The 12,118-nt window shown below is 61.7% G+C and carries 13 protein-coding genes and 2 pseudogenes; 14 read left to right on the forward strand and 1 reads right to left on the reverse strand.

Annotation, left to right across the window (positions count from 1 at the left end):
* Nucleotides 1-3: 3 nt before the first annotated feature.
* From fliI to fliP, 12 genes are all read left to right on the forward strand, one after another.
* Nucleotides 4-1,395, forward strand: coding sequence for a flagellar protein export ATPase FliI (fliI, locus tag ASE60_RS02895; RefSeq protein WP_057248207.1), 1,392 nt, complete (start codon nucleotides 4-6; stop codon nucleotides 1,393-1,395).
* Nucleotides 1,395-1,952 (forward strand): hypothetical protein, encoded by a 558-nt coding sequence (locus ASE60_RS02900; RefSeq protein ID WP_057248208.1) that lies wholly within the window; start codon nucleotides 1,395-1,397, stop codon nucleotides 1,950-1,952. Before fliI ends, ASE60_RS02900 begins: the two co-directional genes overlap by 1 nt.
* A gap of 166 nt (nucleotides 1,953-2,118) precedes the next feature.
* Nucleotides 2,119-2,499 carry a flagellar basal body rod protein FlgB gene (gene flgB, locus ASE60_RS02905; protein WP_057248268.1) on the forward strand — a complete coding sequence of 127 codons (381 nt, stop codon included), beginning with the start codon at nucleotides 2,119-2,121 and terminating at the stop codon, nucleotides 2,497-2,499.
* Nucleotides 2,500-2,504: 5 nt separating this feature from the next.
* Complete coding sequence (flgC, locus tag ASE60_RS02910; RefSeq protein WP_057248209.1) at nucleotides 2,505-2,924, forward strand: flagellar basal body rod protein FlgC; 420 nt, start codon at nucleotides 2,505-2,507, stop codon at nucleotides 2,922-2,924.
* Nucleotides 2,924-3,265, forward strand: a complete 342-nt coding sequence (locus ASE60_RS02915; protein ID WP_057248210.1) for a flagellar hook-basal body complex protein FliE — start codon at nucleotides 2,924-2,926, stop codon at nucleotides 3,263-3,265. Before flgC ends, ASE60_RS02915 begins: the two co-directional genes overlap by 1 nt.
* Before the next feature lie 11 nt (nucleotides 3,266-3,276).
* Nucleotides 3,277-4,065, forward strand: a complete 789-nt coding sequence (gene flgG, locus ASE60_RS02920) for a flagellar basal-body rod protein FlgG (RefSeq protein ID WP_057248211.1) — start codon at nucleotides 3,277-3,279, stop codon at nucleotides 4,063-4,065.
* Nucleotides 4,066-4,082: 17 nt separating this feature from the next.
* Nucleotides 4,083-4,595 carry a flagellar basal body P-ring formation chaperone FlgA gene (gene flgA, locus ASE60_RS02925; RefSeq protein ID WP_082615704.1) on the forward strand — a complete coding sequence of 171 codons (513 nt, stop codon included), beginning with the start codon at nucleotides 4,083-4,085 and terminating at the stop codon, nucleotides 4,593-4,595.
* Nucleotides 4,592-5,707 carry a flagellar basal body P-ring protein FlgI gene (locus tag ASE60_RS02930; RefSeq protein ID WP_057248212.1) on the forward strand — a complete coding sequence of 372 codons (1,116 nt, stop codon included), beginning with the start codon at nucleotides 4,592-4,594 and terminating at the stop codon, nucleotides 5,705-5,707. Before flgA ends, ASE60_RS02930 begins: the two co-directional genes overlap by 4 nt.
* The gene (locus ASE60_RS02935; protein ID WP_057248213.1) at nucleotides 5,704-6,243 is read left to right on the forward strand and encodes a MotE family protein; all 540 of its coding nucleotides are present in this window, start codon (nucleotides 5,704-5,706) and stop codon (nucleotides 6,241-6,243) included. The genes ASE60_RS02930 and ASE60_RS02935 overlap by 4 nt, the downstream gene beginning before the upstream one ends.
* A complete protein-coding gene (gene flgH / locus ASE60_RS02940) occupies nucleotides 6,240-6,950 on the forward strand; it encodes a flagellar basal body L-ring protein FlgH (RefSeq protein ID WP_057248214.1) in 711 nt (236 codons plus the stop codon). The genes ASE60_RS02935 and flgH overlap by 4 nt, the downstream gene beginning before the upstream one ends.
* An 18-nt stretch (nucleotides 6,951-6,968) precedes the next feature.
* Nucleotides 6,969-7,466 carry a flagellar basal body-associated FliL family protein gene (locus ASE60_RS02945; RefSeq protein WP_057248215.1) on the forward strand — a complete coding sequence of 166 codons (498 nt, stop codon included), beginning with the start codon at nucleotides 6,969-6,971 and terminating at the stop codon, nucleotides 7,464-7,466.
* An 8-nt stretch (nucleotides 7,467-7,474) separates the two neighbouring features.
* A complete protein-coding gene (fliP, locus tag ASE60_RS02950) occupies nucleotides 7,475-8,212 on the forward strand; it encodes a flagellar type III secretion system pore protein FliP (RefSeq protein ID WP_057248216.1) in 738 nt (245 codons plus the stop codon).
* A gap of 99 nt (nucleotides 8,213-8,311) precedes the next feature.
* Here fliP and ASE60_RS02955 read toward each other — a convergent pair whose 3' ends face one another.
* Nucleotides 8,312-10,225: a glycosyl transferase gene (locus ASE60_RS02955; RefSeq protein ID WP_244495508.1), complete on the reverse strand. Its 1,914-nt coding sequence runs from the start codon at nucleotides 10,223-10,225 to the stop codon at nucleotides 8,312-8,314.
* A 403-nt stretch (nucleotides 10,226-10,628) separates the two neighbouring features.
* Here ASE60_RS02955 and ASE60_RS02960 point away from each other — a divergent pair.
* Together ASE60_RS02960 and ASE60_RS02965 are read left to right on the forward strand one after the other, a co-directional pair.
* Nucleotides 10,629-11,650: pseudogene (locus ASE60_RS02960) on the forward strand (flagellin).
* 292 nt (nucleotides 11,651-11,942) lie between these two features.
* A pseudogene (locus ASE60_RS02965) lies at nucleotides 11,943-12,118 on the forward strand (flagellin); the annotation flags it as partial.

A 12,118-nucleotide genomic window follows, 5' to 3' on the forward strand; every position in this document is an offset into this window, starting at 1 on the left:
GGCATGCAACGCGAAGGCCTGAAGACAAGCGCGGGATCGACATCTCTGGCAGCACTTACCGGTTTGGTCGAGCGCTATGCAAAGCCCGAATTTTCGATCGCTCCGGGCGGACACGTGCAGACGATTTCGCCCGGTCACTACACGGTGACCGGTCTGTCGCGGCATGTGCGGCTCGGTGATTTCGTCGCCCACAAGAGTGTCACGGGAACGCATCTCGGCGAGGTGGTGCGGGTCGAACCGGAGCGGGTGGTCGTCTGCCCGATCGAACCCGGCGATCCGATTGGCATCCATGACACCGTGATCCGCAAAGGTGCCTTCCGCGTGGCTCCGACCGATCAATGGTGCGGCCGTGCCATCAATGCGCTCGGCGAGCCGATCGATGGTCTCGGGCCGCTGCTACAGGGCGATGTGCGCCGCTCGATCTCCAACACCGCGCCGCCGTCGATGAGCCGCAAGCGGGTCGAGAAGGGCTTTCTCACCGGGGTGCGGGCGATCGACATCTTTTCGCCCCTCTGCCTCGGCCAGCGTCTCGGCATCTTCGCCGGCTCCGGCGTCGGCAAGTCGACGCTGCTCTCCATGCTGGCGCGCGCAGACGCCTTCGACAAGGTGGTGATCGCGCTCGTCGGTGAGCGCGGCCGCGAAGTGCGCGAATTCATCGAGGATACGCTTGGCGACAATCTCGCAAAGTCGGTCGCGGTAGTGGCAACCAGCGACGAAAGCCCGATGCTGCGCAAGATGGCGCCATTGACCGCCGTCACCATCGCCGAGCACTATCGCGACAATGGCGACAACGTGCTGCTGATCGTCGACAGCGTCACCCGTTTCGCACACGCGATCCGCGAAGTGGCGACGGCTTCCGGCGAGCCGCCGATCGCGCGCGGTTACCCGGCCTCCGTTTTCACAGAACTGCCGCGTCTGCTCGAGCGTGCCGGACCCGGCACCGAAGGCTCGGGCACGATCACGGCGATCATCTCCATTCTCGTCGACGGTGACAACCATAACGACCCGGTCGCCGACTCCACGCGCGGCATCCTCGATGGCCACATCGTGCTCGAACGCAGCCTTGCGGAAGAGGGACGTTATCCGCCGATCAATCCGCTCGCCTCCATCTCGCGCCTGGCGCGCAAGGCTTGGACTCCCGACCAGGAAAAGCTGGTGTCGCGGTTGAAGGCGCTGATCCACCGCTTCGAGGAAACCCGCGATCTTCGCCTGATCGGCGGCTACCGCCCCGGTGGCGATCCCGACCTCGACATGGCGATCAAGCAGGTGCCGGTTATCTACGACGTGCTGACGCAGACCGCCGGTGAGCGCCCGGCGCAGGACGCCTTTGCCGATCTCGCCAATGCATTGAAGGCGGCGGCGATGGGCAATCAACCGGGCGCGAGAGCGAGGTGATGGCGGTGACCGATTACGATGCGGACGAAATGGTTCATCAGCGCAAGCGAAGCAGCCGCATGCCTATGACCGACAAGTTCCTGGCCGCGACCGGCGTAGCACTTGCCGCGTTTGCGACTTTCTTTCCCTGGTACGCCTTCTTCCATCAGGACAAGTTCACCATGCCGCCGCTCTGGCAGGGTTCCACCCGCGATCTGCCGGAGCGCGCCGCCCGCAACGTCGCCTCGGTTTCGCCGCTGGCGATGCCCGACGCGGACGGCGAGACCATGGCTGCAATCGACCAGCTGACGACGGCAACCGTGCCCGGCATCGCCGGCGGTCCGGGTCCCGAAGGGTCGGCTGCGGAAGAGGGGCTGTCACAGCCCTTTCCGGGAAAGTCCGGCTTCAAGCTGATGCATGTCGCCAATGGCCGGGCGCTGATCGAGGATGCGAGCGGCATGTATATCGTGCGCATCGGCTCCGTCCTGCCTGACAACACCCGGCTTGCCACGCTCGAGCAGCGCGACGGCCACTGGGTGATGGTCACCTCGTCAGGCGAAGTCTACCAGGCCAACTGATTTAGCAGCCCATCGTCAGAGTTGATGGTCGCGTATCTCTTCGGATGCGCGGCGCGCTGCTGTTCGCCCGCAGCGGAATGCAAGCGTCCGGACCGCGGCTACCTCCGACGAAAGTCCCACGCAAGATTACCGGCCTAGGTTCGCATCACCAAGCATGGAGCTTTTGATGCAACCGATTCAGCTTTTCGAACTCGCGTCCCGGCAGGCCCAGTGGCTGACTGTTCGCCAGAACGTGGTGGCCGGCAACATCGCCAATGCGAACACGCCGCATTACAAGGCGAAGGACGTCAAGCCGTTCGAAAGCGTGCTGCAGGATACCGGCATGCAGATGGCCGCGACCCACAAGGCGCATTTTACCGAGGGCCTCGAGGCCTCGCAGGTGGCCGAAGTCGGCATGGTCGACGGTGTGCAGATCCAGCAGTCCGGCAACAGCGTCGCGATCGAGCAGGAAATGATGAAGACCGGCGAGATCAAGCGCGACTACGAGCTCAGCGCCGGGCTTGTGAAGGCGTTTCACCGCATGATGCTGATGACGGTACGGAAGTAAGAACCATGGATCCATTGACCTCAGCCCTCAAGGTATCGGCCTCCGGCCTCCAGGCGGAATCGACCCGTCTGCGTATCGTCTCCGAAAACATCGCCAACGCCCGCTCGACCGGCGACACGCCGGGTTCGGAACCCTACCGCCGCAAGACCATCAGCTTTGCCGCCGAAGTCGACCGGGCAAGCGGCGCCTCGCTTGTCGAGATCGAACGGCAGGGCACGGATGATTCGGACTACAACATCGAGTTCGATCCGGGCAATCCGGCGGCCGACGAGAAGGGCATGGTCAAGATGCCGAACGTGAACATCCTGGTTGAGATGGCCGACATGCGCGAAGCCAACCGCGCTTACGAGGCCAACCTCCAGACCATCAAGCAGTCCCGCGATCTGATTTCCCAGACAATCGACCTGTTGAGAGCCTCGCAATAATGATCGATGCAGTCAAATCCCTCGGCGCGTTCTCGGTCACCAAAGAGACCGACGGTACCCGTTCCACATCCTCCTCGTCGTCGATCTTCGGTATGCCGGCCGCCACGCCGGGCGTGCCGCAGGGGCAAAGCTTCGCCTCGGTCCTCGGGGATATGGCGACCGACACAATCAACGCGATGAAAAAGGCCGAGGGCGCATCGCTCGACGGCATCCGCGGTCAGGCAAACACCCGTGAAGTTGTCGATGCTGTCATGAACGCCGAACAGTCGCTCCAGACAGCACTCGCCATCCGCGACAAGGTGGTCACCGCCTACCTCGAAATCGCGCGCATGCAGATCTGAAGGAACGAGACATGAAGGCCCTTTCCATTGCCGCAACCGGCATGAACGCCCAGCAGCTGAACCTCGAAGTGATCGCGAACAACATCGCGAACATCAACACGACCGGTTACAAGCGCGCCCGCGCAGAATTCTCCGATTTGCTTTATCAGACCGAGCGCGCCCAGGGCGTGCCGAACCGCTCCAACCAGGCCATCGTACCGGAAGGCGCGATCATCGGCCTCGGCGTCCAGACGGCTGCCGTGCGCAACCTGCATATCCAGGGCAGCATGGTCAACACTGGTAACGACTATGACCTGGCGCTGATGGGCCGCGGCTGGTTCCAGGTCGAGACGCCAGATGGCGAGACGGTTTATACGCGCTCCGGCGCCTTCAACAAGAATGCCCAGGGCCAGCTCGTGACCATCGACGGTTACACGGTCGTCCCCGGCATCACGGTTCCGCAGGATGCGACGGAAATCGCCTTCACCAGCTCCGGCCAGGTGATGGTGCGCATCGGCAACGATCCCGCGATGCAGGAAATCGGTCAGCTGACGATCGCCAACTTCGTCAACGAGGCCGGTCTCGAGCCGCAGGGTGACAACCTCTTCAAGCAGACCCCAGCTTCCGGCGACGCGATCGTCGGCACGCCGGCGGACCCGGGCTTCGCGCAGATCAAGCAGAAGTATCTCGAGGCGTCCAACGTCGATCCGGTGAAGGAAATCACCGACCTGATCTCGGCCCAGCGCGCCTACGAGATGAACTCCAAGATCATCCAGGCGGCCGATGAAATGGCGGCCACGGTGAGCAAGAACCTCAGGTAACGAAAGAGGGGGCAAACATGATGTTTCGCCGATCCGCAGACATCAAGGTATCGAAGGGCGACAGCGCATCCAAGGCGCTTCGTCTGGCGGCTGGCGCCTTGCTTGCCGCCACTTTCCTGTTGCCTTCGGCGAGCCTCGCGGAGCGGCCAACCGCGGTGATCCCGACCCGGACGATCTATCCGGGCGAAACGATCGACCGCAGCCGCGTCGAGGTTGTCGACGTTACCAACCCCGATCTCGCGGACGGCTACATCAGGACCCTCAACGAAATCGATGGCAAGGTCACCAAGCGCACGCTTCTGCCCGGTCGGGTGATCCTCGCAAACGCACTGCGCGAGCAGTATGCCGTCGAGCGCGGCTCCACCGTGCGCCTCGTCTTCAGCAATGGCGGCCTGACTATCAGCGCCGCCGGATCACCGCTCCAGGATGCCGCCGTCGGCGAACTGATCCGGGCGCGCAACATCGATACCGGCATCATCGTTTCCGGAACGGTAATGGCCGACGGCACTGTCCATGTGGTGGCGAAATGAAAATGCTTGCCTGCAAATGGTTCCTGACGCTGGCCGTCGCGATCTCGACGGCGCTGACGCCGGCTTTCGGCGCGTCCAGGATCAAGGACGTCGCCTCGCTCCAGGCGGGACGCGACAACCAGCTCATCGGCTATGGCCTCGTCGTCGGCCTTCAGGGAACCGGCGACAGCCTGCGTGCCTCGCCGTTCACCGACCAGTCGATCCGCGCGATGCTGCAGAATCTCGGCATCTCCACCCAGGGCGGCGATTCCCGCACGCGCAACGTTGCGGCCGTTCTGGTGACGGCGACGCTGCCGCCGTTCGCAAGCCCCGGCAGCCGCGTCGATGTGACCGTAGGGTCGCTCGGCGATTCCACCTCGCTTCGCGGCGGCACCCTGGTGATGACCTCGCTCTCCGGCGCGGACGGCCAGATCTATGCAGTCGCGCAAGGGTCCGTCGTCGTGACGGGCTTTGCCGCGCAGGGCGATGCGGCAACCCTCAACCAGGGTGTGACGACGGCCGGGCGCGTGCCCAATGGCGCAATCATCGAGCGCGAGCTGCCGTCCAAGTTCAAGGACGGCTTCAACCTCGTTCTGCAACTGCGCAACCCGGACTTCTCGACGGCTGTCGGCATGGCTGCGGCGATCAACAAATATGCCGCCCAGCAATATGGCGGTCGCATTGCCGAGGCACGCGATTCCCAATCCGTGCTCGTCGAAAAGCCGAAGATGGCCGATCTCGCTCGGCTGATGGCCGATATCGAAAACATCGTGATCGAGACGGACGTCCCGGCCCGCGTCGTCATCAACGAACGCACCGGCACGATCGTGATTGGCCAGGACGTTCGCATCAACGAGGTGGCGGTGAGCTACGGCACCCTGACCGTCGAGGTCAGCGAGACGCCGACGGTGGTTCAGCCGCTGCCATTCTCGCGTGGACGAACGGAGGTGGAACCGAACACCACCATCAACGCGCAGTCCGATGGCGGCACGGTGGCGATCCTCAACGGATCGAGCCTTCGCTCGCTCGTCGCCGGCCTTAACAACATCGGTGTCAAGCCGGACGGCATCATCGCCATCCTGCAAAGCATCAAAACGGCCGGGGCCCTTCAAGCGGAGCTAGTGCTGCAATGACGGCGAACATGAACCCATCTTTCGGCAAGGTCCGCAATCTGTTGCTTGTCGGCGCGGCCGCCGCTTCGATGCTGACGATGCCCGGCGCCTTCGCCCAGGACGTTACCGCGCCTCCGGCAACCGACGCGACGCAGAATGAGATCCAACAGTTCTGCACGAATATTGCCGACGCCGCCCGCGACCAGCGCTACGTGCTGCAGCGCAAGGACCTCGAGACCTTGCAGGCAAGCATCGATGAACGCATCGCCACGCTGGAGAAGCGACGCGACGAATACGAGGACTGGCTGAAACGCCGCAACGACTTTTTGAAACAGGCCCAGCTCGGTCTTGTCGACATCTACAAGACGATGAAGCCGGATGCGGCTGCCGGCAAGCTGGAAATGGTCAATCCGGAGATCGCCGCTGCGATCGTCATGCAGCTGCCGCCGCGACAGTCGTCTCTGATCCTCAGCGAAATGACGGACGAAAGGGCGGCGATCCTTACCAATATCATCTCGAGCGCCAGCGACCCGAACACCTCGAAGGAACCATCATGAAAATGCGTCTAACGGCCGTGCTGACGGCGGGTCTCCTTGCCGGGTGTCAGAACCAGGCGTTCAACGAGATTGGTCGGGCGCCTTCGATGAGCCCGATCGGCAGCGGTCTGCAATATTCCCAGACGCCGCAGCTTGCCATGTATCCGAAGCAGCCGCGCCAGGTGGTAAGTGGCTACTCGCTCTGGAACGACCAGCAGGCCGCCCTGTTCAAGGACGCGCGCGCGATCAATGTCGGCGACATCCTGACGGTCGATATCAAGATCAACGAAGGCGCCACCTTCGACAACAAGACGGATCGCAGCCGCAAGAACAGCAGTGGCTTCAACGTCGGTGCCAACGGCAAGTCGGAGGCCAGCGATTTCGGCTGGGAGGGCGACCTGAAATATGGGTCGAATACCAAGACCGAGGGCGACGGCACGACCGAGCGTTCGGAAAAGCTGAGGGTGCTCGTCGCCGCAGTCGTGACCGGAGTTCTCGAAAACGGCAACCTCTTGATCAGCGGTTCGCAGGAAGTGCGCGTCAATCACGAACTGCGCATCCTCAACGTTGCCGGCATCGTGCGGCCGCGGGATGTCGATGCCGAGAACGTCATCAACTACGACCGCATCGCCGAGGCACGCATCTCCTATGGCGGCCGCGGTCGCTTGACCGAGGTGCAGCAGCCGCCCTACGGCCAGCAGTTCATGGACCTATTTTCGCCGATCTGATCGGCAGGGAACGGCAAGATGGAAGAATTGGATACCGCCACCGCGCCGAAGTCGCCGTCAAAGGTGATGACCATCGCGATCGTCGCCGTGCTGACGCTCGTTGCCGGCGGCGGCGGCTGGCTGGTCGGCGGCCTGCTCGCGCCGCCTCCGCCGAAGGAGCAGGTCGAGGCGACCAAGGAACCGGCCGCCAACGCCACGGGCGAAGAGGGCCTGCCGAAGGTCGCGACCGAAGCGAACGGTGTCGTCCAGCTGGAGCCGATCACCACCAACCTTGCCTATCCTTCGGAGAACTGGATACGGCTCGAGGTGGCGCTGCAGTTCGACGGCGCGCCCGATCCCAAACTGGCGGAACAGATCCACCAGGATATCGCCGCCTATCTGAAGACGGTCTCGCTGCAGCAGATCCAGGGGCCGCGCGGCTTTCAATATCTCCGGGATGACATTCAAGAGCGGGTTGACCTGCGCTCCGATGGGCGCGTAACCAATGTGATGTTCAGAACCTTCGTCATCCAATGATTCGATAAATGGTCCGGCTTGTCGCCTTCATAGTCGCCATGATGGCGATGTCCGGTATTGCCGGCGCCCAGAGTTTTCCCTCTGATATCCTGAATACACCTATCGACGGGTCGGCCGCCTCGTGGATCATCCGCACTTTCGGTCTTCTGACCGTTCTGTCGGTGGCCCCAGGCATCCTGATCATGGTCACCAGCTTTCCGCGCTTCGTGATCGCCTTTGCGATCCTGCGCACCGGCATGGGCCTCGCGACCACGCCGTCCAACATGATCATGGTGTCGCTGGCCCTGTTCATGACCTTCTATGTCATGGGGCCGACCTTCGATCGCGCATGGCGCGACGGCATCGATCCGCTCATGAAGAACCAGATCACCGAGGCCGAGGCGATCCCGCGGATCAGCGAGCCGTTCCGCGAATTCATGCTCGCCAACACCCGTGATAAGGACCTGCAGCTCTTCATCGATATTGCCAAGGAAAAGGGCCAGACGGTGGTCGTGGACGACAAGGTGGATCTGCGCGCTGTCGTGCCGGCCTTCATGATCTCCGAAATTCGCCGCGGCTTCGAAATCGGCTTCCTGATCATGCTGCCATTCCTGGTGATCGACCTGATCGTTGCCACCATCACCATGGCCATGGGCATGATGATGCTGCCGCCGACGGCGATCTCGCTGCCCTTCAAGATCCTGTTCTTCGTGCTGATCGACGGATGGAATTTGCTCGTCGGCAGCCTGGTGCGCTCCTTCAGCTAGATACCCGTCATCAAAGGTTTGAGCGCTTCGAAAAGCGCAAACAAAAAAGGCAGCGCCTTGGCGCTGCCTTTCGTCGTTCGGGGTCGAGTGTCGGATCGCTCAGCGCTCGAACGAGCCAGTCCGCGCCGGTAGGGCCGGAACGTCGATGTGATCCGGCGCCAGACCTCTCTTCGCGCGGTCAGCCATCATTTCGTAGCCCTGTTCCAGGTGGCGGCAGAAGCGTTCGGCATCGAACAACGGCATGCGGAACCGGTTCTCCTCGAGGGTCTTTCGATAGTCGGCGATCCTGTCTCGGTTGTTGTAGAGCGCGACCGCCTCGCGAACATAGTCCTCCGGCCCGGCGGCTACGAGTTCCGGCACGCCAATGGCGTTGAGCAGGCTCTCACTCACGCGTGAGGCGAAGTTGGTGCCTTTGAAGGTCAGCACCGGAAGGCCGGCCCAGAGCTGTTCCGAGGTCGTCGTGTGGCCGTTATAGGGATAGGTGTCGAGGCCGATGTCGGCGACCGGGATACGGCTGATGTGGTCTTGATAGAGGACCTTGGGGCAGACGATGATGCGCTTGGTGTCGAGGCCGGCACTCTTGAACTTTGCGATGATGTTCGCTCGCGCATCCGGGCGGCTGCACATCAGCCAGAGCACGCTGTCCGGGGTCTGCTGAAGGATCTCGATCCACAGGTTGATCGTCTGCAACGAGATCTTGCGGTTGGCGTTGAACGACGCGAAGACGAATACTTCCTCGGGAAGGCCGAGCTGGCGACGCGACAATGGCTGCGGCAGCGGGCGGTTGAGAGGGTCGTTCGGCTGATAGGTGTCGGGAAGCCGGCAGTATTTCTCGTAGTAGTGCGGTTCGCTGCCATCCGGCAGGACATGGGGGTCGCCGATGATGTAGTCGAGGTCCACATTGACCGTCGTCCCGGGAAAGCCGAGCCAACTCACCTGAACCGGAGCGGTCTGCCGGTTGAAGATGTTCACCCGGCTCTCGAGCGTGTGTCCTTTGAGGTCGACAAGAATGTCGATGTTCTCGGAACGGATGACCTCCGCCGCTTGGTCATCGCTAAGGTCGTTGATGGAAACGATCTTGCCCCACTTTTCGCGGGACCCGTCGTCGCGCACGACGTTGTTGGGCGATGTGTGGCAGAAGAGAGTGATATCGAAACGCGAGCGATCGTGCGCCGTGAGCACGGCTGCGAGCAGCTTCATGGTCGCGTGGTCGTGCCAGAAGTCGGAAGAGACATAGCCGATACGGATGCGGTCGTTCCAGGCATGTGGCATGGCGCGGCGGGCTTCCGTCAGTCCGGCAGGGAAGGGACGGTGCTGCGCGCCGGCAATCCGGTTCAGCCGTTCGTCGCCGCACCAGGTGATATGGTAATAGGGCGCCTCGGCGGCGAGGATATCCGCCTCGCCGAGCCTCAGCGCTCGGTCGATGTCGCGGCTGTGTTTCTCGACTTCGGCAAAGTCGTTTGCCTCGCGGGCATAGACGAGATAGGCGGAGCGCAATGTCGTGTTCTTGGGGTGCGTCTTGAAGAGATTTGCGACGGCCTCACGGTCTAGCGCATCGTTGACATCGGCTGTCAAAAGTTTGAATGCCAGCGATTGATGATGGCGATTGGCGCTGGTCGACAGCGGTGCCTTGAACAGGCCGAGGATTTCCTTCTGGTCGCGCTTGAGGAAGATCGAAGCAATGATGAATGCGATCTCCGGATCCGTCTTGGCTTTCTCCAGCAGCGGGAGGCCGATGGCCAGAGCTTCGTCCTCGTGTCCATTGACGAAATAGAGTTTCATCGCCTCGGTCAGATAGTCCTGCGACCGCGAACCGCCGGCCTCTCCAGCGAGCTGGTAGGCGCGTGCCGCCTCGGGCTTGAAGCCGAGCTTCAGCAGAACCTTGGCGAGCAGCACAAAGGTCTTCGTATCCCGATTGATATTCATCAGGATGTTGAGCTGGTCGAGCGCGTCCGTGTACTGGCCTTTCTGATATTGCCGGGAAGCGGTCGAGAAAATGGCTTGGGCGTTCACTGATAGCTCCGTCGTCTGGGCTGCCGGCATCAAAGGCTTGGCACCTCGATGTCGCAAAGCAGGTCTCGTGGCCATCGTAGTAATGGGAGCTTGCCTCAGGCATGACGCGTCAACCCCGATCAAAGCCTGGTCCTGTCTCGCAAGGGGCCATTCGAACGGCGCGTTTGGCGACCTGGGCCGTCCACTTAAGGCGTTGTTAAGTATAAATTATCTCTCGTTGAGACCGCTTCGGCATTTAAGGAATTCGCAAGCATTGGGCTCGATATTCGGCCTCACATGACGGGTTTGGTTTCTTCCGAGAAAGTCGTTGGAACCGAGAGGCATGAAGCCGATCCATCATCACCGGTAGTGTAAACAGTCCGGTATGTCCCCCAATCGTCTTAAGTAATAAAGGGACACTCTAATGACGAGCATCATGACCAATTCCGCCGCAATGGGCGCTCTCGCTACCCTGCGTTCGATCAATTCGGATATGGAAACCACCCAGGACCGCATCTCGTCGGGCCTGCGCGTCGGTTCCGCTGCCGACAACGCCGCTTACTGGTCGATGACCACCATGCGTTCGGACAACAAGGCGCTCTCGACCGTTCAGGACGCCCTCGGCCTCGGCGCTGCCAAGACCGACGTTGCCTACACGGCCATGGAAAATTCCAAGAACGTCGTCGACGAGATCAAGAAGAAGCTGGTTGCCGCCAGCGAGCCGGGTGTCGACAAGAGCAAGATCCAGAAGGAAGTCAAGGAGCTGCAGAACCAGCTCGTGAGCATCGCGAAGTCGGCTTCGTTCTCCGGCGAAAACTGGGTCTACAACGACGCCAACAACACGGCTGCCACCAAGTCGATCGTCGGTTCGTTCAACCGCGACAACCAGGGCAATGTCAGCCTGACGCAGCTCCAGTTCGACACGAACAAGAGCTCGCTGATCCAGGTCGACGCCACCGGCGCTAACGTTACGACCGGCGGCACCGGCCTGCTCTCCAGCTACATGGAATACAAGCTGGCGACCAACGGTTCGACGGTCACGACCGGCTACAGCGTGCTGTCGATGGACATCACCAACATGACCACCGGTGCTCTGGCAGAAGCCATCTCGGGCGTTGACGCAACGCTGCTGCAGATGACCGACGCTGCTGCCGATCTCGGTGCGCTCAACAGCCGCGTTGAACTGCAGCAGAACTTCGTTCAGGACCTCTCGGACTCGATCGAGAAGGGCATCGGCAAGCTCGTCGACGCTGACATGAACGAAGAGTCGACCCGCCTGAAGGCTCTGCAGACGCAGCAGAGAAGGGCATCGGCAAGCTCGTCGACGCTGACATGAACGAAGAGTCGACCCGCCTGAAGGCTCTGCAGACGCAGCAGCAGCTCGGTATCCAGGCGCTCTCGATCGCCAACTCGAACTCGCAGAACATCCTGTCGCTGTTCCGTTAATCGGGCGCCAGGCGGCGCGGGTCCCGGCCCGCGCCCGACTGCAGAAAATCGAAACCGCGCTTCGCAAGAGGCGCGGTTTTTTGTTGTGCCAAATCGGATGTTGGAGCGTTTCGAAAAATAATCGCGGCGTCTTAGGTTGCCGTTAACCACGATGGTGTTTGCTGTGTCCATCGAAGGAGCGGGTTAACCAACAACAACAACCGGTTAACAGGCATGAGGCTGACCGCTGCTTCCCGGTAGCTCCCGGAATGTCCCTTTTTCACGAGTATTGCCAACAAGGGGCACTCAGCCAATGACCAGCATCATGACGAACACCGCCGCAATGGCGGCTCTCTCCACTCTGCGTTCGATCAATTCGGATATGGAAACCACCCAGGACCGCATCTCGTCGGGCCTGCGCGTCGGTTCCGCTGCCGACAACGCCGCTTACTGGTCGATCGCGACCACCATGCGTTCGGACAACAAGGC

The sequence above is a fragment of the Ensifer sp. Root278 genome, assembly GCF_001429285.1.
In the GTDB taxonomy this organism is placed as follows: Bacteria; Pseudomonadota; Alphaproteobacteria; order Rhizobiales; family Rhizobiaceae; genus Ensifer.